Source organism: Iodidimonas muriae (assembly GCF_014647255.1).
GTDB classification, from domain to species: Bacteria; Pseudomonadota; Alphaproteobacteria; order Sphingomonadales; family Rhodothalassiaceae; genus Iodidimonas; species Iodidimonas muriae.
Genome location: NZ_BMOV01000015.1, coordinates 1 through 22545, shown reverse-complemented (window position 1 = coordinate 22545; position 22545 = coordinate 1). Strand labels below are relative to the sequence as shown.

The 22545-nt window shown below is 57.9% G+C and carries 19 protein-coding genes and 3 pseudogenes; 12 read left to right on the top strand and 10 right to left on the bottom strand.

The window, feature by feature from the left end; all coding sequences use genetic code 11:
- Positions 1-193: 193 nt before the first annotated feature.
- The 7 genes and pseudogenes from IEX96_RS13695 to IEX96_RS13665 all read left to right on the top strand — a co-directional run.
- Positions 194-463 (top strand): annotated as a pseudogene (locus IEX96_RS13695) (IS3 family transposase); the annotation flags it as partial.
- Between the two features lie 30 nt (positions 464-493).
- The gene (locus tag IEX96_RS13690) at positions 494-670 is read left to right on the top strand and encodes a hypothetical protein (RefSeq protein ID WP_188874136.1); all 177 of its coding nucleotides are present in this window, start codon (positions 494-496) and stop codon (positions 668-670) included.
- Between the two features lie 128 nt (positions 671-798).
- Positions 799-1428 carry a TetR/AcrR family transcriptional regulator gene (locus IEX96_RS13685; protein ID WP_150006354.1) on the top strand — a complete coding sequence of 210 codons (630 nt, stop codon included), beginning with the start codon at positions 799-801 and terminating at the stop codon, positions 1426-1428.
- On the top strand, positions 1425-2588 hold the full coding sequence (locus IEX96_RS13680; RefSeq protein WP_188874134.1) for an efflux RND transporter periplasmic adaptor subunit: 1164 nt from the start codon (positions 1425-1427) through the stop codon (positions 2586-2588). Before IEX96_RS13685 ends, IEX96_RS13680 begins: the two co-directional genes overlap by 4 nt.
- Entirely contained in the window at positions 2585-3718 is a 1134-nt protein-coding gene (locus tag IEX96_RS13675; protein ID WP_150006353.1) for an ABC transporter permease, read from the top strand. Before IEX96_RS13680 ends, IEX96_RS13675 begins: the two co-directional genes overlap by 4 nt.
- Before the next feature lie 2 nt (positions 3719-3720).
- A complete protein-coding gene (locus IEX96_RS13670) occupies positions 3721-4431 on the top strand; it encodes an ABC transporter ATP-binding protein (RefSeq protein WP_188874133.1) in 711 nt (236 codons plus the stop codon).
- Positions 4415-4933, top strand: coding sequence for a cytochrome c (locus tag IEX96_RS13665; protein ID WP_188874131.1), 519 nt, complete (start codon positions 4415-4417; stop codon positions 4931-4933). Before IEX96_RS13670 ends, IEX96_RS13665 begins: the two co-directional genes overlap by 17 nt.
- 13 nt (positions 4934-4946) lie before the next feature.
- Here the strand turns inward: IEX96_RS13665 and IEX96_RS13660 are convergent, their stop codons facing one another.
- On the bottom strand, positions 4947-5627 hold the full coding sequence (locus IEX96_RS13660; protein ID WP_150006351.1) for a cytochrome b/b6 domain-containing protein: 681 nt from the start codon (positions 5625-5627) through the stop codon (positions 4947-4949).
- A gap of 164 nt (positions 5628-5791) precedes the next feature.
- Positions 5792-6313 (bottom strand): annotated as a pseudogene (locus IEX96_RS13655) (IS3 family transposase); the annotation flags it as partial.
- Positions 6314-6584: 271 nt separating this feature from the next.
- On the opposite strand from IEX96_RS13655, the pseudogene IEX96_RS13650 reads away from it, so the two are divergent.
- A pseudogene (locus IEX96_RS13650) lies at positions 6585-7935 on the top strand (IS3 family transposase).
- Positions 7936-8267: 332 nt separating this feature from the next.
- Here IEX96_RS13650 and IEX96_RS13645 read toward each other — a convergent pair.
- The 4 genes from IEX96_RS13645 to IEX96_RS13630 form a co-directional block, all read right to left on the bottom strand.
- Positions 8268-9230 carry an FAD:protein FMN transferase gene (locus IEX96_RS13645; RefSeq protein WP_150006349.1) on the bottom strand — a complete coding sequence of 321 codons (963 nt, stop codon included), beginning with the start codon at positions 9228-9230 and terminating at the stop codon, positions 8268-8270.
- A complete protein-coding gene (locus tag IEX96_RS13640; protein WP_150006348.1) occupies positions 9211-11421 on the bottom strand; it encodes a PepSY domain-containing protein in 2211 nt (736 codons plus the stop codon). Before IEX96_RS13640 ends, IEX96_RS13645 begins: the two co-directional genes overlap by 20 nt.
- Before the next feature lie 22 nt (positions 11422-11443).
- A complete protein-coding gene (locus IEX96_RS13635; protein ID WP_150006347.1) occupies positions 11444-11920 on the bottom strand; it encodes a DUF2271 domain-containing protein in 477 nt (158 codons plus the stop codon).
- 170 nt (positions 11921-12090) lie between these two features.
- Positions 12091-12636: a PepSY domain-containing protein gene (locus IEX96_RS13630; RefSeq protein WP_229773761.1), complete on the bottom strand. Its 546-nt coding sequence runs from the start codon at positions 12634-12636 to the stop codon at positions 12091-12093.
- Here IEX96_RS13630 and IEX96_RS13625 point away from each other — a divergent pair.
- The 4 genes from IEX96_RS13625 (at position 12635) to IEX96_RS14235 (ending at position 16210) form a co-directional block, all read left to right on the top strand.
- Positions 12635-13294 (top strand): response regulator transcription factor, encoded by a 660-nt coding sequence (locus tag IEX96_RS13625; RefSeq protein ID WP_150006346.1) that lies wholly within the window; start codon positions 12635-12637, stop codon positions 13292-13294. The genes IEX96_RS13630 and IEX96_RS13625 overlap by 2 nt on opposite strands.
- Positions 13291-14622, top strand: a complete 1332-nt coding sequence (locus IEX96_RS13620) for an ATP-binding protein (RefSeq protein WP_150006345.1) — start codon at positions 13291-13293, stop codon at positions 14620-14622. The genes IEX96_RS13625 and IEX96_RS13620 overlap by 4 nt, the downstream gene beginning before the upstream one ends.
- 326 nt (positions 14623-14948) lie before the next feature.
- Positions 14949-15413 carry a hypothetical protein gene (locus IEX96_RS13610; RefSeq protein WP_229773760.1) on the top strand — a complete coding sequence of 155 codons (465 nt, stop codon included), beginning with the start codon at positions 14949-14951 and terminating at the stop codon, positions 15411-15413.
- Positions 15414-15949: 536 nt separating this feature from the next.
- A complete protein-coding gene (locus tag IEX96_RS14235) occupies positions 15950-16210 on the top strand; it encodes a transposase (protein WP_268238519.1) in 261 nt (86 codons plus the stop codon).
- Between the two features lie 45 nt (positions 16211-16255).
- Here the strand turns inward: IEX96_RS14235 and IEX96_RS13600 are convergent, their stop codons facing one another.
- The 4 genes from IEX96_RS13600 to IEX96_RS13585 form a co-directional block, all read right to left on the bottom strand.
- On the bottom strand, positions 16256-17725 hold the full coding sequence (locus IEX96_RS13600) for a hypothetical protein (RefSeq protein ID WP_150006343.1): 1470 nt from the start codon (positions 17723-17725) through the stop codon (positions 16256-16258).
- Positions 17726-17804: 79 nt separating this feature from the next.
- Complete coding sequence (locus IEX96_RS13595) at positions 17805-20942, bottom strand: type I restriction endonuclease subunit R (RefSeq protein ID WP_188874129.1); 3138 nt, start codon at positions 20940-20942, stop codon at positions 17805-17807.
- Complete coding sequence (locus tag IEX96_RS13590) at positions 20939-22186, bottom strand: restriction endonuclease subunit S (protein WP_188874127.1); 1248 nt, start codon at positions 22184-22186, stop codon at positions 20939-20941. Before IEX96_RS13590 ends, IEX96_RS13595 begins: the two co-directional genes overlap by 4 nt.
- Before the next feature lie 74 nt (positions 22187-22260).
- Positions 22261-22458, bottom strand: coding sequence for a TIGR02391 family protein (locus tag IEX96_RS13585; RefSeq protein ID WP_150006341.1), 198 nt, complete (start codon positions 22456-22458; stop codon positions 22261-22263).
- Between the last annotated feature and the right edge of the window lie 87 nt (positions 22459-22545).

Genomic DNA, 22545 nt, shown 5'->3' with positions numbered 1-22545 from the left:
ACCGCCGATACGGAGACGGCGCGGCCCGAGCCCTGTTGTCACCAAGCAATGCTTGCCGTGCAGGGGAAGTCCAGTGGTTACAGAAAAGGTTTTGGGGGCATCGTCCCCGGCCGCGGTCATCGGTCAAGTGGACTTGTAACGGTTTCGTGCCGGTGACTTGAGTGTATAACACTCGCACAAGGAGACCGGTAAAATGAAGAAGCATACAGAGGCTTTCAAGCAAGAGGCGGTTCGGATTGCACTAACGAACGGATTGTCGCGGCGGCGTGTTTCTGCAGATTTGGGTGTCGCAGTATCGACCCTGTGATCTGACGGCAGCACCGCAGGCTGATTTAGCTCGCGAGAATGAACGTCTGCGCCGTGAGAATCGTATTCTCAAGGAGGAGAGGGAGATTCTAAAAAAGGCCACCCAGTTCTTCGCGAGCCAACGCCCATGAGGTTTGCGTTTGTGCATAGCTGGCGTCATGTTTGACCAGTGGAGATGCTGTGCCGGATGTTGCTGCTAGATCACGGCGCAGATACGAATGCGGTGACAGATAAGGGGCGCACCGCCGCGTTCTGGGCAGAACACAAAGGGCATGAAGATGTGGTGCTGGAGATTGGTAAGGCCGTCAGTCTGCGCCATGCGGAACGGGTAAAGGCCCTGAAGGTTCTGCAGGATAGGAAGTGAGATTCCTTTTTAGGCATGGCGAAAGAAGCACTAAGCATGACGAGCAACGCCAAAATTGAAGACGGAGAATTGACAAAGGCATGACATGATCCTAGTTAGTGATTAATCACTAACTAGGATCATGTCATATGCGCGTCCGCAAATCCGCCGAAACCCGCAAGGACGAAATTATAGACGCCACGCTTCGTCTGGCCGACAAGCTTGGGCCTGACCGGCTGACGACCGAGAAAATTGCGGAGGCCGTGGGGCTGACCCAGCCGGGAATATTCCGGCACTTTCCGAAGAAACAGGATTTGTGGGAGGCGGTTGCCGCGCGTGTCGGGTCGATGATGGAGGCGCATTGGAAGAAAGCCCAAAGCGGCGACGCCCCGTCCACGGACAGGATACGCGCCCTCATCGGCGCACAGTTGCGGTTAATCCAATCCACACCCGCAATCCCCGCCATCCTTTTTTCGCGAGAGCTGCACACCAAGAACAAGGGGCTGCGAAGCGCTTTCTTTGGGCTCATGAGCCGCTTCCACAAGCTGATCGCCGGGCAAGTGGCGCAAGCCTGCGCAGCCGGTCAGTTGCGCGACGATCTCGATCCCGACGATGCCGCTTTTCTCATTATCGGACTGGTGCAGGGCCTTGCCGTGAGATGGTCCATCAGCGGCCGGAACTTCAACCTGACAGAGGAAGGAAGCCGCCTTCTTGAGCTGCAACTAAAGGGCCTCGCTTATGGAAGTGCGGGCGCAAATAGAGAAAGGGGCACATCATGAGAAAACGTCTTTTCCGGTATCTCTTGCCCCTGCTGGGGATCGGCGCTGTCGGGGCGGCCGTATTCCTGTTTAAGTTTATCCGCCCGCTGCCGGTGGAGATCGCGCGGCCCGCCGAAAACGTACCGGTGCAGGTCTTTGGCCTCGGTACGGTAGAGGCGCGCATCCTCTCCAAAATCGGCTTCGAGGTCGGTGCCGCGCTTGTCGAGTTGAATGCCGATCATGGCGACCGGGTGAAAGAAGGCGATGTCCTGGCGCGCCTGCACAGCGCCGAACAGGAAGCCCGTGTCGCCAAAGCCAAGGCCGGAATGGTCAATGCCGAAGCGGCTGTAAAGATGGCGGAAGCCGCTGTCGGCAAGGCGCGCGCCGTTCTTGCCCAGAAGAAACAGACAAACAAGCGCAAACAGGCGCTGGTTGCTCGGCAGACGGTGTCGGTCGAAACCGCCGAAGAAGCGCAAATGGAGCAAGACGTGGCTGCCGCCGAACTGGCCGTGGCCATCAGCGATGTTGATGTTGCAAAGGCCGCTCTTGAAGACGCTCGCGCGCAGCTCGACGTGGAAAAAGTGCTTCTGGATCATCACGTACTCAGAGCACCCTATGACGCCATCATCGTCCAGCGCCACAAAGAGCTGGGCTCCGTTCTCAGCCCCGGCGAAGCGCTTTTCACATTAGTCGCCCCGGAAACCGTCTGGGCGCTCGCCTATGTCGATGAAGCGCGGGCGGGTGATTTGCGGGTTGGCCAGCCCGCCGAGGTTCGCCTTCGTTCTCTGCCCCGGCAAATGTTTGAGGGGCACGTAACCCGCATCGGCATTGAAAGCGACCGCGTGAGTGAAGAACGCCGGGTCTATATAGCCTGCGACCGCTGCCCTAGCAGCTTCCACCTCGGAGAACAGGCCGAAATCTTCATCACGACCGGCAACCTCGATAAAGCGCTTCTGGTGCCGGAAACGGCTATCGAGAATTTCGATGGAACTAAAGGCACAGTCTGGACCGTGAAGGATGGCGAACTACGCCGCCGCGAAGTTGCGCTTGGTCACAGAACACTCGATTCCCGGCTTGAAATCACAGACGGTCTGCCGGAAGGCACGCATGTCGTCACCGCGCTGCGGCCGGGCTTGCGTGACGGCCGTGCAGCCAAGGTGCAAGAAGGTACGCAGCCATGAACCTGGCTTATCGCGATATCCGGCATAATCTCGGGCGCTTTCTGCTCACCTGTTTCGGGTTGAGCCTGCTGCTCGGCGTTGTCCTGTCCATGATCGGGATTTACCGGGGGCTGGTCGAAGACGCGTTGACGCTGGTCCGCACCCCCGTCGTCGATGTCTGGGTCGTGGAATCGGGAACGCGCGGGCCGTTCGCGGAGTCATCGCGTATCCCGGGTGATACGCGCGAAGCAATTGCGCGCCTGCAAGGCGTCAGTGCGGCGGGCAGTGTGACCTATCAATCCGTCGAGACGCTCTACGGCGCGAAGAAGCTTCGGCTCTATGTCGCCGGTTACGAACCCGGACGCCCCGGCGGGCCTGATCGTATTTCCACTGGACGACCGATTGGCCGGAGCCATTATGAAATGGTCGCCGACAAGCGAACCGGCTTGTCGCTCGGCAGTCGCGTGGAGCTGGGCCGCGATACCTTCATCGTCGTCGGCATGACCGATGATCAAGTATCATCCGGCGGCGATCCGGTTATCTATATCACGTTGAAAGATTCCCAGCAGCTACAGTTCGAGCTGGCCCCGCCTGCGGCGCGGCGGGAGATCGCGCGAGGCACCGGCCCGGGAGACACAGACACAATCAATGCTGTCGTTGCCCGTGTCTCACCGAATGTGTCGCCGGAAAGCGTGGCGGAAGCGGCGCGGCGCTGGAAACACCTTGCTGCCATGAGCCAGGCCGAACAGGAGCTTATCCTGACACGTTCGGTTGTAGAGCGTGCGCGCAAGCAGATCGGGCTGTTCACAGCCCTGCTGCTGATCGTCTCAGCCGTTATCATCGCACTGATCCTCTACACAATGACCATGGACAAACTGCGGGAGATTGCCACCCTCAAGCTGATTGGCGCGCCGGACCGCACCATCGTCGGGCTTATCTTGCAGCAGGCTCTTGCGATGGGAACGATCGGCTTCGGGTTCGGCGCGTTGCTAATCACGACCATCAAGGACTATTTCCCACGCCGTGTCGTGCTCCAGCCCGAAGATGGGCTCGCGCTTGCGGCGGCGGTGATCCTTGTCTGCGTCCTCTCCAGCGCCCTCGGCGTGCGGTTGGCGCTCAAGGTCGATCCGGCAACGGCATTGGGGAGTTGACTATGGATCAATCCGTTGGCGGAAAGCCGCTTGTCCATGTGCGGAATGTCTCAAAGCATTTCGGCGACGGTGAAACCCGCGTCGATGCCCTGCGCGATGTTAGCCTAGAGGTCCATCCCGGCGAGGTCGTCGCATTGCTTGGCCCCAGCGGATCGGGAAAAACAACTTTCCTGAACGTCATCGGCTGCATCGTCGAGCCCAGTACCGGCTGGGTCAGCCTCGATGGTGAAATTGTCTATGATGACGGGCACTGGCTACGATCCGATTTACGAAAGCTCCGGCTGGAGAAAGTTGGTTTTATTTTCCAGTTCCACAACCTGCTACCCTTCCTCAACAGTACCGACAACGTTGCCGTGGTTCTTAGTCTAGCAGGGTACGACACCGCTGAATCGAAACGGCGGGCGATTGAACTGCTGGATTATCTGGAGGTTGGGCACCGCAAGGACGCGATGCCCGCCAATCTCTCCGGCGGTGAGGCGCAGCGAGTGGCAATTGCGCGTGCACTAGCCAACCGTCCTCGGATCATCCTTGCCGACGAGCCGACGGCGGCGCTTGATTCCCAGCGCGCGGGGATCGTGATGGATTTGTTACGAAAAGTTGCCGTCGAGCAAGAGGCAGCGATCCTCGCCGTCACACATGATGAAAAAATCTTCGACCGCTTTGATCGCATCTTCCATTTGCGGGATGGGCGGCTGGATGACCAGAATACCTGACACAAAGAAAGACATTGCCATGCCGAGAAAACACGCTGAATACCGATACATAATGCCGGGGCTCGTTCTCGCAGCTTGCGTTGCCTTTGCCGGGTTCGCACTGGCACAAAGCGCCGAACCGGTCTCGCCAAAACTGACGCCCAAGCTTCAGGACTTGCTGCGCAAAGAGATGCTGTCGGTCAACGAGGCAAGCCAGGAAATTCTTGCAGCCATGGTGACGGGTGACGATGAACGTGTGGCGACGCTAGCCCAGCAGATTCATGACAGCTTTATTCTGCGCCAATCTATGACACCTGAAGACAAGGCTGACCTTATGGCAGCGGTCCCGGAGGACTTCGTCAGGATGGATAGAAATTTTCACGAAATTTCAGCAGCATTGGCGGAGGCAGCAAATGCCAAAAACAGGCCTCCCCAACGGGAGCGTTTTGGCCAGATGATAGATGCGTGCGTCGCCTGCCATTCGAAATATGCATCAGACCGGTTTCCCGCTTTTTCTGAATAGAGCTCCAACCGGCCTATTCAGCGCGCTTACGACCGGTCACCATAGCTCTGGCAAGATTCTCCCGGTGAACGATGCTGGCCAGAAGAACGCCTCCAATGTGGATGATGACCAGCGTGAGCGTCAGGTTGGCAAGAAGCTCGTGCAAGTCTTCCCAGAGCCCGCCATCATCTTTTCCATGCTTTTCGTCGCGGTCATTCCCATCGTCTGCCCTTGCATACGCAATCAAGGCCGCTTCCGAATGCACGACCGGAGTAATTTGACGTGATATAGAAGCAAGGGGACCGGCGTTTTCTTCTGCGGCGTATAATTCCAGTCCTGTCCAAACGGTAGCCGCTAGTCCGATCAATAGAGCAAATGTCATCGCCCCACCGGCAGGGCTGTGGCCAAGGTAACGCTTCGCCCGGAAACTGATCAGTTTGAGCAAGTATTGCCAGACCTTGAAAGGGCGATACATGAAATCACTGAAGCGGGCGTGCTTCGGGCCCACACCCCCCCAGACAATGTGCAATACGACGAACACGCCAATCGTATAACCCGCCCACACATGGAGAGTCAGAATGTCATCTTCAGTGAAATAGGCGATGAAGAATGCGACTGTGACTGTCCAGTGAGACACGCGGACAAATATATCCCATACCTTGACCGTCGCCGCGCCTGATACCGGCGTTGAAATATCTGTAGCGTTTTGGGTCATGGCGTCGTTCTCTCAGGCGTGTTTAATCGGGATGACCAGTCTTCGACGGACCGGCGTTCAAGGCGAGACTAGCAAGCTTGCGCCATGAATCAGCCAAGTGTGTTAACTCAGATAGTTGTACGAGATCTGGACTTGTTATAAAAAAGTGGACACGACTGTACTCTCTATGCGGCTCGTTTTTCGCACGCCATGGGGCTGATGTTGCCAAGGGTCGAATGCCGTCGTTTCCGGTTATAGAAGTTCATAATGTCGTCATTGATGGTCCTTTCCGCCTGTTCACGGCTTTCAAATTTCACGCGCCATACCAGTTCCGCCTTCAAGGTCTTGAAGAAGGCCTCGACAACCGCGTTGTCGTAGCAGTTTCCCTTGCCGGACATGGACGGCAGGATGCCATGCTGCTTCAGCGTCATTTGATACTCGGTCGCCACATATTGGCTGCCACGGTCTGAATGATGGATCAGGCCAGGTTCAGGTCGCCTGAGCGCAATCGCCATCTTCAGTGCCTGCAATGCCAGATCCTGCTCCATGCGGTCACTCATGTACCAACCCACAATGCGGCGGGAATAAAGGTCCATCACAACCGCCAGATAAATTCAGCCGCGGATAGTAGTGATATAAGAGATATCAATGACCCATTTTTCATTGGGTTTTCTGGCCGTAAAGTCTTGGTCCAGCAGGTTAGAGGCATAGCTAAAAGATGGCATCAAACCTCGACGCTGATAGCGCTTCTTACGGCAACGAATAGCTTGGATAGCATTTTCCCGCATCAACCGGCCAATCCGGTATGGCCAACAGCCCAGCCGTTGGCCTTCAGTGCTTCAACCATTCGGGGGCAGCCATAGGAATAGTGGCTGCTTTCAAACTCTGCCCTGATATGGGCCAGCAGCACTCGTGGGACAGAATTGAGGTTTAGCTAACGGAGGGTTTATGGTTCATCGTAACCGTCAAGGAGTGAAGATGAACAAGAAATCCGGAACCAGCAAAGCTGCAGCTGACAAGCTGGTCAAAACCATCCGCCGCAAGACGCGGCAAACCTATTCGTCGGAAGAGAAGATCCGCATTGTTCTGGAGAGCCTTCGCGGTGAAGAAACTATCTCGGTGCTATGCCGCCGCGAGGGTATCTCCAAAAGCCTGTATTACAGTTGGTCAAAGGAATTTCTCGAAGCCGGGAAACGCCGTCTGTCTGGCGATGCGGCCCGGCAAGCGACATCGCCTGAAGTGAAGGAGCTGCGATCTGAGGCGACGGCACTGTAGGAATGCGTCGCCGATCTGACTCTGGAAAACCGTCTGCTCAAAAAAAGCATGACAGGGGCTGGGGAGTTCGAGGAATGAAATACCCCGCATCCGAGAAGCTGGAGATCATCCGCACCGTTGAGAGGTCCCATCTGCCTGCGAAGCAGACCCTCGACATGCTGGGCATTCCCCGCACCACATTCTATCGCTGGTACGACCGTTATGTCGAAGGCGGTTTTGATGCCCTGGCAGACCGCTCACCCCGCCCAAAGTCGGTCTGGAACCGCATTCCGTAAGCGAGACGGGATGATCTGATCGAGTTCGCGCTGGAACATGAGGCACTGACAACCCGCGAACTGGCGGTCAAATACACTGATGAGAAGCGATACTTTATCTCTGAATCATCGGCTTACCGATTTTTGAAGGAGCTGATATGATCACCGCGCCAGACTACGTCGTGATCAAAGCAGCCGACGAGTTCACGGATAAAACGACTGCCATCAACGAGATGTGGCAAACCGACTTCACCTACTTCAAGATCATTAGCTGGGGCTGGTTTTATCTCAGCACGATCCTGGTTGATTACAGTCGTTACATCATTGGTTGGACGCTCTGCACGAACATGCGGGCCGAGGACGTGATGGCAACAATCGAGTTGGCACTGGCGGCGTCAGGGTGCGATCATGCCGTCGTTCGCCACATGCCACGCCCGCTGAGCGACAATGGGTCCTGTTACATCTCCGGTGATTTGGCCGAGTGGCTGGAAGATCACAAAATGGGTCACGTTCGCGGTGCACCGTTCCACCCGCAAACCCAGGGCAAGATCGAGCGTTGGCATCAAACAATGAAGAACCGGATTTTACTGGAAAACTACTATCTGCCCGGTGATCTCGAACGCCAGATCGGGGCCTTCATCGATTACGACAACAACGAACGCTACCACGAGAGCCTGAACAACGTCACACCAGCCGACGTCTACTTCGGACGCGACAAAGCCATCATCCGGGAAAAGGAGAAAATCAAGAAACGGTCAATCCAACAACGCCACTTGCAACACCAAAAACAAGCCGCATAATCAATCACACAACTGAACCAGAGCCTCCAAAGCTCAAACCGCTCTGATGTTCCATTTTATCTGACGACGGACAGCGTCGTTCATCGGGAGAATCTTGCCAGAGCGATGGTGACAGGCCGCAAGCGCGCACTGTGAACTGAGGTGGTCCCGGTTTGCCCAACAAAGAATTTCGATTTTTACAAATTCCCGGCTGAGTGTGGTGCCCAGTGCGAGATCGACGAGACAGGTAGGCGTCGCGCCACATGACTATGGTGCCTGGCAGAGAATCTCCGATACAGGCAAGGTGAGCCACCCTTATCTGCAAGCACTCGCTGAGGAACGCCTTAAAAATTTCAGTTTAGGTGGGTCTGCCCATGGCTCCACCCAACCCTGATTTGGCGCAGCGTTTTGTTCGTCCGCTCGATGAAGATTGCGTTCAGCCGCAAGTCTTGCGCAAGCTCCTGCCCGTACTGCACACCCAGAACCATGAGCCCGGTCGCCCAAGCATCCGCCTCCATGCAGCTTTCCGCCAAAACCGTCACAGAGGCTAGCGTGCCGCTCAGAGGGCCGCCTCGGGCGGGGTCCATGGTATGCGAAAAACGTTGTCCGCTGACATCGATCCAGTGCCTGTAGTCTCCGGACGTTGCTACGGCGGCATCTTCCAGTTCCAGGATGGAGAGCGCCGCGCGCTTTTCGTAGTCCGGCCGCTCCAACGCTATGGTCCAGGGCCTGCCGTCGGGCCGCAGCCCGCGCGCACGCATCTCGCCGTCGAGGCCGACAAGGGCATTGGTGATCTCGAAACGGCCCAGCACCGCCATCATCCGGTCTACGGCGTAACCCTTGGCAATGCCGGACAAGTCGAGCGTGACCGGCACTTGCTTGCGAACGCGGAGAGACTCGCCGTCCAGGTCCAACACCTCATGCGTCACGGGACGAGCATGACCAAGGACCGCCCGCATCGCACTCTCATCTGCGTCATGGGTGCCAAAGCCCCAAGCGGTAACGACATCGCCCATCCCGATGTCGAAGGCACCCTCGGATAGCCGTCCGATTTCGGTCCCGCGTGCCAGAACTTCCATCAGCTCCGCAGGCACGGGAACCCATTCCCCTACCGGTGCGCGGTTGAGCCGCATCAGATCGCTATCGGGTTTCCAAGTGGACATCTGGCGGTCCACTACATCCACGCTTTCGGCCAGTGCCGCATGGATCGGATCGGGGTCGGTCACGGCGGGCGCATGGAACTGTGCCGACCAGCGGGTGCCCATCGTCGGGCCATTCAGTGTGTGGCGTGTGAGGTCAGTAGGTATCTTCGACATAACGTCCCTCCGCTTTCAACAAGGCGGGTGTCAGCCCGGCAGGTGCCAGAATGTCGGCCAGCGCATCGACAACGCCTGCTGCCATATCGCGGCCGCCGCAGACCAGCACCTGCGCACCCTCGCCGATCAGGCGGGCAATCCGCGCGGAATCCGCACGCAAGGCATCCTGCACATAGGCGCGCGCGCTGGTGCGGGAATAAGCCGTGGTGACCGAGGCGAGCCGCCCGTCCGCCTGCCAGTCCCGCAATTCCTCGCCATAGAACAAGTCACTGTCGGGGTGCCTTGCGCCGAAATAGAGATGCATCGCCCGCCCCGGATGGTTGGCGCGGGCAATCCCTGCCAACGGTCCGATCCCGGTCCCCGCGCCGATCAGGATTACCGGTTTGGCGTTGTGTGTGGTCCGAAAATCGGAATTGCGACGGACGAAGCCCTGGACGCTTTCGCCGGGGGTCAGGTCCAGAAGCTGACCCGAGCAGAGCCCATCGGGATGGCGGCGGACGCAGATTTCCACGAAGTCATCACCATGCCCCGAGGCCAACGAATAGAAGCGCGGCACGGGCGAGGCGACGGGGACGATGCCCAGCAAGTCGCCTGCCGAGAACCGCGAAAACCCGCGCCCTGTTAGCCGCGCAAGAAGTCCGGCTTTCGGGATGGCGAAGCGCAGGATCGCTGCGGGGGCCTGCATCTCAGCACCGTAGTCGCGGCGAGAGATCAGTGTCAGCGCATGACTGCGCGGGATCGCGGGGCTGTGCGACAGTTCCAGCGGATGGTTGAGCGTCTGACCCAGATCACGCCCCCAACGGGCGAATTCCTGCGGCGACTGGCGGTCCACGGTCGCCATCGGCAACAGTTGCGGCCAGCCCTTTTCCTCTGCGACGCGCATAACGTCGGCGGCATAGCCGCAAAATACCGGGAATTGCCGGTCGCCAAAGGCCAAAACAGCCAGCGGTATCTCCGGTGCTTGCGGCAGGGCTGCCAGCCGGTCGAGGAACCCTTTGGCCGAGGCCGGGGCGGCACCCTCGCCATAGGTGGCGGCCAGTACGATCACCCGTTGGGCACACTTATAGCGGCTGGGCGTGAATTGCGACATCGCGCCGGTATGAACCTTGTGGCTCGCCTGTGTCAGCGCCAAGTGCAGCGTCGCGGCGAAGCGCCACGTGCTGCCGCCTTCGCTGCCGACCAGCAGGATCGTGTCGGCCAGTCCGGCGGCCGTATTGCCCTTGATCCGTGGCCGCGCGCGGCGGGCCTGCACCCAGAGGATCACGCCCGTACCCGCCATAACCGGCGCGCCAAGCGCCATCAGCCCGAGGATGAGGCCCAGCCAGGCGGCCCCCTGTCCGGTGTGCAGCATGTAAATCGTCTCGGTCAAACGCTGCCAGAGACCATGATCCACCCAGGCCAGAGTGACACCGGTCCCCTGATCGAGATAGCCCGCGCCCCTGGCGGTCTTGAGCGCAAAGACATCCGTCGGATCGCCGGGATAGGGAAAGGTCAGTTCACGCAATGCCGCCGCCGGCGTGTCGCGCAGCAAAGACAGGGCACCGGGCACCGCCCCCGTCTGTCCGCTCACCTCGGTCGGAAAGGCAGGTGGACCGCTGTCCTCGGGAACGAGACCAAAGGTGCTGGCGGTCATGAACAGCGCGGTGGTGGATGAGAGCAGCAAGCCGACCACTGTCAGTCGCGCCACCTCGACATGCAGCCGCCCCATGAGCGGGCCGCGCAGGCGCAAGAAGATGCGCCGCCAGCCACCGACCCGCCGCGCGGTCAGCATCAAGCCCGACAGCGACAGCACTAGAAGCGAGGCCGCCCCAGCCGTCGCCGTCAACCGTCCGGCATCGTCCAGAAACAGCGAGCGGTGCAGGTTGGTCATCCAGCGTTGGAAAGCGGACGGCTCATAATTCGCCACGCCCTGTCCGGTTGCGGGGTCGATCACCACCGCGCCGGGCCGCCCATCATTGAAATAAAACGCGGTGATCCGCCCCGACGGCGCGCGGCGAATCTGTTCGACACCGGGATAGGCAATGGCCACGCGCTCGGCCAGCGTGGCCACCGTCAAATTCGGCTCGGACTGTGCCGGAGCCTGCACCACTTCCAGCGCCGGAAGGACCGATAGCACCGCGCCGCTGAGCGTGATGACGACGATCAGCAGCGCCGCGATGAGGCCGGGGATTTTGTGCAGCGCACGCAGCATGTCAGGCTCCTTTTTCGCGTATTTACTTGTCGTAGGTGAAGTCACGGATGTAGCGGCGGCCCGGGACGGGCTGGCCCGCGCCTGCGCTGGTCAGCGGCACGACCACCTCTGACGGGCTGTCGCGCATATCCTCGGCCGAGGCGTCGATATGCAATTCATACCCGGCGTCAAACAGCGCATCGGCCAGATCGAGCGTGACCTTCAACTGCCGACTCGCACCAACGCTGGCCCCAGTGATGCCATTGATTTCGGTCGGGTTGCCTTGCGTCGCGCGATACCAGTCGCTGAGATGCGTGTAATATTTCGACTTGCCCCCCGCCATCCAGAGGCTACCCCGATAGGTGCCCTGCGCGTCGGTGACGTAAAGCACAAGATAGGCACCGTCGCCGCCATAGGCGTTCATGTTGGTCGTTAGCGTGACGGGACGGGCCAGAGCCGGACCGGGTAGGGCTGCGGTCAGAGCCGTGGTCAGGGCAAGGGCGGATAGCAGGGCTTTCATGGCAAATCTCCGGATTACGTTGTTTCGGGTTCTGTTTGACGGATTAGGCTGATATCTTCCTGACGAAAAACATGAAATCGCTTCAGCCTGTCGTCAGGTTTGGGCGGGTAAGAAAAAGCCCCGCCGGTCGGCTGGTAACGGCGGGACAGTAACGCTGGCCACAGAGGCTATTATTGAACCACGGCACCGGGTTTGCCGCCGGGGACAAACAGACCGTTAGCGGGTGGTTGGCCCGTTCCGCTCGGAGTTGGATTTATGCCGCTGCCACGATGATCGTCGTCGTCATCGTCGTCATATTCCATTTCCACAATCGCCAGCGTGGCGGGATCGACCTTGACCTCGATTTCGCGTCCCTGAGTGTCGCGCCCCTTGATTTCATAGCAGCCGTCGTCGGTCTTGATTCTGCGTACGGCCCAGCCCTGCGCTTCGGCCATCTTCTGAACGGCCTCGCGTGGTTGCCAATCGGCCATGGGTACGCGGCAGTCGTCATCATCGGCAAGAGCCATGCCTGCCGCGCCCAGACCGGCCAAGCCTGCCAGAAGTGTTGCTGCAATCAGATATTTCTTCATCTTTCCATCTCCTGAAATTTCTGGTGATACGCTATTGTTGCGCGCTATCCTGACGCCGACCTGAAGCGTGCCGGTTTTCCGCTTCAGGTTCGTGTCAGCTTCACGGGTGATAAAGTGGACGCAAACGAAACAGGACGAAAAAGACATGCGTGTGCTGCTGATCGAGGATGACACAGTGCTGGGCGACGCGGTGCACGACCAGATCGCTGCTGACGGCCATTCCATCGACTGGGCCACGCGGCTTGACGCGGCGGGCGAATATCTTGACGTGGCGGCCTACGACCTGATCCTACTGGATCTGATGCTGCCTGATGGGCGCGGCCAGCCGTTTTTGCGCGCGCTTCGGGCACGGGGCGACACAACACCGGTAATCATCCTGACCGCGCTCGACCAGATCAGCGACCGAATCGAGGGGCTGAATGCAGGCGCTGACGATTACATGGTCAAGCCGTTCGATCTGTCCGAGCTTTCGGCGCGGTTGGGTGCCGTCGCGAGGCGCTATTCTGGCAACCCCAACCCATTAATCACACTGGGCGATCTGGAGATCGACCTTGCCGCCCGATCGGTCCGCCGCAAGGGGCGGCCCGTGGCCCTTACCGCCCGCGAATGGGTGCTGTTTGAGGCGTTCGTGCAGCGACCGGGGCAGCTTTTGTCCAAGGCGCAGCTTGAAGAACGACTCTATTCCTTCGATACCGAAATCGAGAGCAACAGAATTGAGGTCCATGTCAGCCGGTTGCGCAAGAAGCTGGGACGCGAGCGGATCGAAACCGTACGCGGCCTAGGCTATCGGCTGGGTGCTACATGAAGTGGCCGGGCTCCTTACAGGCGCGGCTGGCGCTTGGTCTGAGCTTGCTGCTGGCTATTGTCTGGCTCGTCACCGCATGGGCCACCGCCACCGTGTTGCGCGGCGAGATGAATGAAGTCTTCGATTCCACGCTCGAAGAAACCGCACAACGTATCCTGCCACTAGCGGTTCTGGATATCCTCGGTCGCGAAGAGCTGGGTATTAGTCAGCGCGTCGCCACCCTGCGCCGTCACGAGGAATTCTTTACCTATATCGTGCGCGACGATCAGGGGCGTGTGCTGCTGCGCTCGCACGGGGCCGAAGACGGGGTCTTTCCGCACTTCGAAGGCTTGGGATTTCATCAGACGGCGACACATAGGCTCTATTATGATGCCGCCCTGCAAGGCACGATCACCATCGCGATCGCCGAACCACTGAGCCACCGCGCCGAAGTGGCGCGTGAGGCTTTGGCGGGGCTCGCCTTGCCTCTGATCGTGGTCATTCCGCTCAGCCTTCTGGGGTTGCTGGTGATCGTCCGGCGCGGCCTGCGGCCCGTGCACCGGTTCAACACCGCGCTTTCGACTCGCGGTGCCGCCGATCTGACGCCGGTCATAAGCGACGAACTACCCAGCGAAATCACCCTGGTCGCACAGACCGTCAACGAATTGCTGGCGCGACTCCGCCGCACACTCGATGCCGAGCGCAGCTTTGCAGCAAATGCCGCACACGAGTTACGCACACCGATAGCAGCGGCGCTGGCCCAGACACAAAGGCTGATCGCGGAAACCAATGATCCGGCTACCGGGGAGCGGGCAACCGACATCGAGGCGGCGCTCAAACGTCTGAACCGCCTGGCCGAAAAGCTCATGCAGCTAGCACGCGCCGAAGGCGGTCGCCTGAGAACCGGGATCGCCATGGATATACGACCGGTCCTGCGGATGATAGTTGCCGAACTAGACGCGAGTGGCAGGAGTATCACTTTCGAGGCTCCGGTAGACCCGGTGCTGTCCGACATCGACCCCGACGCTTTTGCCATCCTAAGCCGTAACCTGATCGAGAATGCCCTCAAGCACGGTGCCGAGAAGATGCTCGTGCGCGTCATCCTGACTGATGACGGCATGTTTCGCGTGGTCAACGACGGCCCTCCCGTTCCTCTCGATGTATTGGAAAGACTCACCGCGCGTTTCGAACGCGGTCAGACCATTTCAAGTGGTAGCGGGCTCGGTCTTGCTATCGCCAAGGCCGTTGCCGATGGCGCGCAGGGAACCTTGACCTTGCATTCGCCAGCGGTCGGGCAGGCGGACGGTTTCGAAGCGGTATTCCAGTTGCCGAAATCAGATCATGTCTAATGCACTGACTGCCGCCGCGCTCCAGTGCAGGTGAGGATTTCGGGCTGCCGCAGCAGCTATCGCAACCTAGAGCGATTGCGACAAGTTGCAAACGCCTTGAATAAGCCTGGCTAGCGTCTACTTGGCGAAATCCGGGAAACGATCCGTCGCGTACTGCACATGGCAGGCGCGGCACGCATCGACCATCCGGCTGAAATGTTCTTGTTGCTGCGCCCTGTCTCCGGACCGCGCGGCTTGGGCTGTACTGGTCGAAAGGTATCGGCTGATCGAAACTCAGCAAGAGGGGCTCACGACCGCCGTCGCTGTTAACCTGAAAGGCTATCTTCATGTCGGAACATCTTACCCATGCCACCTTGAAGGCCAAGCAACGCGCCATTCGTGCGGATATTCCCGAAACCATGGGACTACGCTCCCATCGCGCGATAAGCTGGGTCGGCCGAGCCGAAGCCTGTGGTGAGGACGATGATGCCCGCTTCGTCTTCCTTTGGATTGCCTTCAATGCCGCCTATGCCGACGAGCAGGAGTTTCAAGCGGTGGCCCCGGGCGAACGCGCTGCTTTCGTCGACTACTTCGGTCGGCTGGTCGCTCTAGATGAAGATCGGCGTATCTATAAGGCGCTGTGGCAACGATTTTCCGGCCCGATCCTTTGCGCAGTCGTTTCAGACCGGCGACAGCGTTCGCGTCCTGAGCTTCGTCTTCGACAGGCTCTATGTTCTACGCAATCAACTTGTTCACGGAGGGTCGATCTGGAACAGTGGTGTAAACCGGGCGCAGGTTCGAGACGGTGCTGAAATCCTTGGGTTTCTGATGCCTGTGTTCATCGACATTATGATGGACAACCCCAATGAAAACTGGGGCAAGCCGTCCTATCCCGTTGTCGAATAAGTTGGGGGTTCTACGCGACCTATGTCAGAAACGGTGATGTTGGAAAGTAACCTCAGCAAACGCTTATTAAAAAATAAATGCCAGTCTGATGGAGAAATGCAATGAAAATTTCGACGATAATGGATCACACCAATAGCGGGCATACAGTGCTGCCAGAGATCCAGCTCATCTACGCCTGACACCGAACTCCTGTCCGCTGGTTGGCGAGAGAAATCTTTGAGAAAAATGAAAAATAATGTTCCAGGTTGACCTATCCCAAAACCGCTTATCACGTCTTTCACAAAAGCGTTTTTCCGATCTTAACCTGCGCGAGCGAGACCACTTGCAGGAATGGTTGGCCAAGCTCTACTTTATCCAGCCAGCAAGCCGGTTCAGACTGGACTTGTCTTAAAAAAGTGGACACGACCTTCAACAGAATTAGGGATACTGATTGGAGGAATTTATGGCCCAGAAAAGACATTCAGAAGAGTTCAGACGTGAAGCAGTAAAGCTGGCGCTGACGAGCGGTTTACCCAGGGAAGCGATTGAGGATGATTTAAGGATTGGCAAGTCGACCCTCGGCAAATGGATCACCCAGTACCGGCAGGACCAGAAAGGCGTCAGTGAGTCCGCGGTAAGCGCCGTAGGCGCGAATAGAGCCCGGTCCGGCCATGCCGGACGCGCCCTTAGACATGCAGGAGAAAAGCCTCGCCTGCTCCAATAGCAGTTTATTGTGGCTTCGCGGCTCGATCCGATTGGAAAGAAGTATTCACTTACCGTCGTATGTTGCACCAAATTTCTTCATAACCCACTCCATCGCAGGGTTTGGATGGCGTTCCTCGTGGGCCTTGGCTTCCATTCGGTCTGCAGGGTTGAATGTCAGCTCAAAAAAGGTTGCTGCTGCGATCTCGTCCTTGAATGGTTCCGCCTGCTGCTTAAAGCCTTCCACCGATGCTGCAACCGAGTATTTGTAAGCATAGTGCTCCTTCAAGCGGAACAACACTGCATGTCGCGTAGCTGCAAATTTTGCGAACCATGCGGCAGGCAACAGCAGCAACGCACGAACAACGACTTGTCCGAAAAACTCTAAGACCCCGGACTCCTTGGGCAGGTTTGATGCAGCCGCGGGATCAAATCCTAAAAGGCTCGCAACCCCTGGAACCACATAAGCCACCAGAGGTATAACTGACAGAAATAGTAAGAATATCGCGAAATAGAAAATCCATCTGGCACCTATCAACTCGCTTGAAGTCTTGTCGCGTAACTCCCCAAATGAACCCGCTAAACCTGCCACCGTTGCTCCGGTTAACATGGCTTCGGCTTGCTTGGTCAGTCGCTTTGTATCAGATTCAATTTCCTTGAGATTCGCTATCAGTTCATCTTGTTCCTTCTTACCAGTCTGAATGATCTTCTCGCGCGCTTCTAGCTGTTTTTGGAAGCTGTCAAAAGATGCTTGGTAATTATCAACAGCCGTCTTGAGTTGTTCTGCCTGCTCATTCGTAGTCCGGATCGATGTGATCGCCTGTGTACCCTCGGTGGCATATTCCTTGAGAGTCTTGCGGTCTTTCTCACTCTCAGTTTTCAGCCGTTCAATTTCATCCTTGAGCGGGCCGCTCTGCGCTTGAAAATCTCCGATTTTTTTCCTGTCTGCCTGAGCGGATTTGGCAACATCTTGTAGGGTAGATCGTTGTGCGTGCACTTGCTCCATGGCGGTGGAAAAGGCATCTAACGCCGCAGCAAAGTCAGGGCGTCCCTCTCCTCGTAGCAAATTCATGAGGGGATAGAGCGCTGCCAGAACGGCTTCAGAGTGGTTCCAAATGTTCTGAAAGATTGGGCCGAGCTGTAAGTTTATCTGGCCGTTAGCACTCTGAAATGTGAGGTCTTCGGGGTTAAGTGTCCCCGGACCGCCATTGCTGTCGATGTTCGAAAGGTTATCGGCAATGGATTGATATTGAACCGTTAGTTGGTCGAGGGGTTTGATAATCCTGTTAACGTAAGCATTCGGAATAAGCAAAGAGTCAGAATTTTCCTCGTCTCCGGATTTTGGCGCGATTTCACAAATGGCAATAACGCGGGCGTCGACATCGGCCAAGGTGCGGTCGATGCTGGGGGCTGTCTTTGAAAGATCGAATTGGGTCTCATTCGTACCCTTAACTTTCTGAAGGCGCTCAATAGATGATGCCCTCAATTCCGACAAATTCGAAAACTTTTCAGCAAGATTTTGTAATGAATTAGTCATGGCCAAGTCCAATCATCTCAGTCGTGCCGATACGGCTTATTGGCCATAGAAACGGCCTTCCAAATCAAAATTTCTATGCTCACGCCGCCCACCGTGCTGAAAGAACTTCGGCTTGCTGCAACACTGTTTGCACAGCGGCGTCTTGAAGGTCTGGCGGATAACCGTATTTGCGGAGGATGCGCTTGACGAGAACGCGCATACGGGCGCGAGCGGCCTCGCGGTGCTGCCAGTCCACGGAAGCATTGCTCTTCAGGCTGTTCAGCAGCTCGTGGGCAATGACCCTGAGCTTGTCGTCTCCCATTACCTCGATGGCGCTATCGTTCTGAGCCAAAGCGTCATAGAAAGAAATTTCCTCCTGACTGAGTCCCTCGTCCTCGCCGCGTTGATGTGCGGCGCGGATGTCCTTCGCCAGATTGATGAGTTCCTGTATGACCTCCGCCGTCGTAATGGCGTTGGAGTGGTAGCGAGCAATGGCTTCCTCTAGCCGTTCGGAGAACGCGCGCGTCTGTACGACATTTACGCGACTCTGCGAGCGAATCTCGCCGTTAATGAGTTTGCGCAGCGCTTCCATGGCAAGGTTCTTCTTCTCCATCCCTTGAACCTCTGCGAGGAACTCGTCGGAGAGGATGGAGATGTCCGGGCTCTCCAACCCCGAGGCTTCGAGGATATCGACGATCTCGGTCGAGACGACGGCGCGGCTGACGATCTGTTGAACGGCGAAGTCCCGTTCGGCTGATGTTTTGCCTGCACCGGGCGCGGTCTTGGCGAGCGCCGCGCGGATGGTCTGGAAGAAACCTACCTCACCCCGGATTTCCCGCGCCTCGTCACTGGCAGCGGCAAGGGCAAATGCTTTGGACAGCGCCAGTACGGCGTCATTAAAGCGGCGATGGGCGCGCTTTTTTCCCTCGTTCGTCGTTTCCTTGGCAGCCTCGCGCTGCTGCATGTCGAGAACCCATTCCATAGCCCCAGCCAGGGCGGCAAGCCGCTCCTGCGGTGTTCCAGTCAGCCCGGCCCGGAAGTCGAAGCCGTGGAACATGTCACTAACGATTTCGTACTTCTCCAGCATCACGGCGACGGCTTCGGCCTCGTCAATACCAGCGTGTTTCTGGTCATCGCGTGAATACTGGCTGAGGGCGGATTTCAGGTTCTGGGCAATGCCGATATAGTCCACGATCAACCCAGCGGGCTTGTCTTGGAATACCCGGTTAACGCGGGCGATCGCCTGCATGAGCCCATGTCCGCGCATCGGCTTGTCGATATACATCGTGTGCATGCTCGGCGCGTCGAAGCCGGTGAGCCACATGTCCCGCACGATCACTAGCTTGAGCGAGTCTTCGGGGTCTTTAGCCCGCTTGGCAAGCAGCTCGCGGCGCGCCTTGCCGCCAATATGCGGTTGCCATTCCTTTGGATCGGATGCCGCGCCCGTCATGACAATCTTGATAACGCCGTTCTCGTCATCGTCGCTGTGCCATTCCGGGCGCAATTTGACGATCTGATTATAGAGGGCGACACAAATCCGCCGGCTCATGCAGACGATCATGGCTTTGCCGTCCATCCCGACGACGCGGTTCTCGAAGTGCTCCACGAGATCCTCGGCGACCATAGCAAGGCGCTTCTCGGCCCCGACGACAGCCTCGATGTTCGCCCATTTGCGTTTTAGCTTCTCCTGTTCACCTTGGGCCTCGTCTTCGGTCAGCTCGGCAACCTCGTCGTCAATCAGCGGCGTTACGTCCTCGTCCAACTCGATGCGTGCAAGGCGGCTCTCGTAATAGATCGGCACGGTCGCGCCGTCCTCGACGCCCCGGTTGATGTCGTAAACGTCGATATATTCGCCGAACACGGCGGGCGTGTTCACGTCCACCTTCTCGATTGGCGTGCCAGTAAACCCGATGAAGGAGGCGTTCGGCAGCGCGTCCCGCAGATACTTCGCGAAGCCGTGCGCGATCTCGCCGGTCGTGCGGTTTATCCGCGTCTTGAAGCCGTACTGGCTGCGATGTGCCTCGTCGGCGATCACGACGACGTTCCGGCGGTCGGTCAGCACCGGATAGTCAGTCTCGCCGCGCTCGGGCGAAAACTTCTGGATGGTGGTGAAGATAACGCCGCCGGAAGGGCGGGTCAGCACCTTCTGTAAGTCCTCTCGATCATCGGCCTGCTGCGGGGTCTGGCGGAGCAGATCGCGACACATGGCGAAGGTCCCGAAGAGCTGGTCGTCGAGGTCGTTGCGGTCGGTGATGACGATAACGGTCGGATTCTTCATGGCCGAATGGGCGATAAGCTGCCCCGCATAGAAGGCCATGAGCAGGCTCTTGCCAGAGCCTTGCGTGTGCCAGATAACGCCGACGCGACGGTCGCCTTCAGGGCTCGAAGCGGCAATGGTGCTTTCAACCGCGTGCCGGACGGCATGGAACTGGTGATACCCGGCCACGATTTTAATAAGGCCGGAGCCTGTGTCGCCGAACACGGTGAAGTCCCGGAGCAGGGACAGAAACCGGGTTTTCTCGAATACTCCTTCGATAAGGGTTCCCATCTCCGGCGTACCCTTCGGCGCAACGCTAGAGCCATCTATGGTGCGCCAGGGCATGAAGCGCTCAAGATTGGCCGTCAGCGAGCCGAGACGGGCCTGCACGCCGTCCGAAGTCATCAGCACGGCATTCGTACGGAAAAGCGACGGTATCTGGTCTTTATAAGTCTGGAGCTGGTTGAAGGCTCCGTCGAGGGTGGCGTTCTCATCGCCGGGATTCTTCAGCTCGATCACTGCCAGCGGCAGGCCGTTGACGAACACCACCACGTCGGGGCGGCGGTTCTTCTGGTTCTCAATGACAGAGTATTGGTTGACGGCCAGCCAGTCATTGGCGTCCACATCATTGAAATCAATCAAATGGGCGGCATCCCCGCCGATGCTGCCGTCCTCGCGTGCGACCTCAACCGGCACACCTTCGATCAGATAGCGATGCAGGCGACGGTTCTCTTCGACAAGCGAGGGGGTCTCGGTCTGCTGCACCTTGCGCAGCACCTCGTCCAGCGTCTCCGCCGGCAGGTGTGGGTTGAGACTCTCAAGGGCCGTGCGAAGCCGATCAATCAGCAGAACTTGGTCGTAACTTGACCGTTCGGGCTTCGGGCCGTCGGGGGAGATATCCGGCCCGTGCAGCACAGCGTAGCCAAGCCCCGAAAGCCATTCGAGCGCTGCGTCCTCAACATGGCTTTCGGAGAACTTCATGCCACAGCCTCCACTGCTTTCTCGGCCTCGGCGAGGCGGATTTCGCCGGACATCAGCTTCGGGAGGAGGAGGTCGCGGGTCTGGGCGAGGACATCGGACTCGTGTGCATTAGCTGCAATCCGCATCGAGATTGGCTCAACAGCCTCTTCGAAGAGCGCCGCGATCTCCACTGGTGGAAGACATGCCTGAAAGGTTGGCACTGCCTCCTTGCTTAGATGCAGAACGGTTGTTCCAGTGGAGTGAGAATAGGCATGGTTCTGAAACTGCTCCGTCAGCAACATCTGGGCAATGAACGACCGCCCAATTCGTTTTCCTCGTGGCCTAACGATACCAACGTCAAGTGACGCAACTAATGCTTCATACCGAGCGTCTTCGAGAACAATCGCAGGCTTGCCGATGACTTCGGCGGCCTGTGTCACATCCGTAAGAGCAATTACAAGTTCCCCTGGGCTTACAACCTGTTCCAGCTTGAATTTTCCGGTATATGGTTTTAGGCCGTCACGACGATAGCCGCCGCCCCGCTGGAAAGACTTAAGAGTGACTAGAGCGACAGTGGCGTCTTGAAGCTCCGCGCTCTTGTATGAACGTCCCTTTGTCAGCGACACGATCGTGTCTAGAGTTTGTGTCTCCCACCCCACCGGCTTGTCCTCGTCATCGAGGGCGGCGGGGAACAGGTCCCAAATTTCGGGGGCGAGGTAGGGGGGGCGGCCTTCGGCCTTGGCGCGGGTAGGGCCGAAATCGACGAACCAATCCTTGAAGATCGCCCGCGCCATCGCCTCCAGCGTCTCGTTCATCCGCCGGTTCAGCTCGATCTTGTCATCGAAAAAACCGAGGACGGAAGCAATCGCTTCCTGTTCCTCGATGGGCGGCACCTCCAGATCGCGTACGTAGACCGCAGCACGAGTCGTAGAAGGGATAGGTGACCCGTCGTCAATTTCTCCCAACTTATGATAAATTATCGCGTAGTATAGCCACCGCATGTTCAAGTCCGCCATCTTCGGCTTAACATAGTAGGCGGTGTCGATCACAAAGAATGGATCGGGACTGTAGTGAACACCGCGATAGGCCCCCTTTCGCCCCAGAATAACACCTGGGCCAGGGGCAAGCGGAGTGTCCGTAAAGCCCACGGGTCCATTTGTCCCGTAGACGGGATAAGGTGCGACTACGTTTTGGTATCCCCTGATCGCTTTGCCATACTCAAGACTGATCTCGTCACCCCATTTTGTTGCTCGCCACTCACCCATGCACGCTGTCTCCCTCAGCATGGGACAGACCGCTACTCAGATGGGGTGAATTATTGAAGCCAAGATCACTCTGTTCAGCCATTTGCTGTTCCCACACATTCTGATGAAAGCCTTTCAACATGGTGGACAACAAGCTCGTACAGATAGCCAATCATCTGTAGCTGAATACGGGCTTCGCCCTCCGTCATCTGGACAGACGCGTGGCTTGCTGGGTTGCGGAAAGCAGCGGAGACACCCTTCAGCAGAAAATAGTAGCCTTCATGGGTACTCAAATGGTCGTGTCCGTCATGCCTAGGGTCAGGACCTATTAAATTCGGGGATTCCCATTTGTTGTAATACGTGATTCACCATGGCAAAGG

Excerpts from the sequence above, each read along its gene's own strand:
- IEX96_RS13625 (WP_150006346.1), top strand. The coding sequence starts at position 12,635 with ATGCGTGTGCTGCTGATCGAGGATGACACAGTGCTGGGCGACGCGGTG.
- IEX96_RS13635 (WP_150006347.1), bottom strand. The coding sequence starts at position 11,920 with ATGAAAGCCCTGCTATCCGCCCTTGCCCTGACCACGGCTCTGACCGCA.
- IEX96_RS13590 (WP_188874127.1), bottom strand. The coding sequence starts at position 22,186 with ATGGGTGAGTGGCGAGCAACAAAATGGGGTGACGAGATCAGTCTTGAG.
- IEX96_RS13620 (WP_150006345.1), top strand. The coding sequence starts at position 13,291 with ATGAAGTGGCCGGGCTCCTTACAGGCGCGGCTGGCGCTTGGTCTGAGC.
- IEX96_RS13645 (WP_150006349.1), bottom strand. The coding sequence starts at position 9,230 with ATGTCGAAGATACCTACTGACCTCACACGCCACACACTGAATGGCCCG.
- IEX96_RS13680 (WP_188874134.1), top strand. The coding sequence starts at position 1,425 with ATGAGAAAACGTCTTTTCCGGTATCTCTTGCCCCTGCTGGGGATCGGC.
- IEX96_RS13670 (WP_188874133.1), top strand. The coding sequence starts at position 3,721 with ATGGATCAATCCGTTGGCGGAAAGCCGCTTGTCCATGTGCGGAATGTC.
- IEX96_RS13640 (WP_150006348.1), bottom strand. The coding sequence starts at position 11,421 with ATGCTGCGTGCGCTGCACAAAATCCCCGGCCTCATCGCGGCGCTGCTG.
- IEX96_RS13630 (WP_229773761.1), bottom strand. The coding sequence starts at position 12,636 with ATGTCTTTTTCGTCCTGTTTCGTTTGCGTCCACTTTATCACCCGTGAA.
- IEX96_RS13660 (WP_150006351.1), bottom strand. The coding sequence starts at position 5,627 with ATGACCCAAAACGCTACAGATATTTCAACGCCGGTATCAGGCGCGGCG.
- IEX96_RS13595 (WP_188874129.1), bottom strand. The coding sequence starts at position 20,942 with ATGAAGTTCTCCGAAAGCCATGTTGAGGACGCAGCGCTCGAATGGCTT.
- IEX96_RS13610 (WP_229773760.1), top strand. The coding sequence starts at position 14,949 with ATGTCGGAACATCTTACCCATGCCACCTTGAAGGCCAAGCAACGCGCC.
- IEX96_RS13675 (WP_150006353.1), top strand. The coding sequence starts at position 2,585 with ATGAACCTGGCTTATCGCGATATCCGGCATAATCTCGGGCGCTTTCTG.
- IEX96_RS13690 (WP_188874136.1), top strand. The coding sequence starts at position 494 with ATGTTGCTGCTAGATCACGGCGCAGATACGAATGCGGTGACAGATAAG.
- IEX96_RS13685 (WP_150006354.1), top strand. The coding sequence starts at position 799 with ATGCGCGTCCGCAAATCCGCCGAAACCCGCAAGGACGAAATTATAGAC.
- IEX96_RS13665 (WP_188874131.1), top strand. The coding sequence starts at position 4,415 with ATGACCAGAATACCTGACACAAAGAAAGACATTGCCATGCCGAGAAAA.
- IEX96_RS13600 (WP_150006343.1), bottom strand. The coding sequence starts at position 17,725 with ATGACTAATTCATTACAAAATCTTGCTGAAAAGTTTTCGAATTTGTCG.
- IEX96_RS14235 (WP_268238519.1), top strand. The coding sequence starts at position 15,950 with ATGGCCCAGAAAAGACATTCAGAAGAGTTCAGACGTGAAGCAGTAAAG.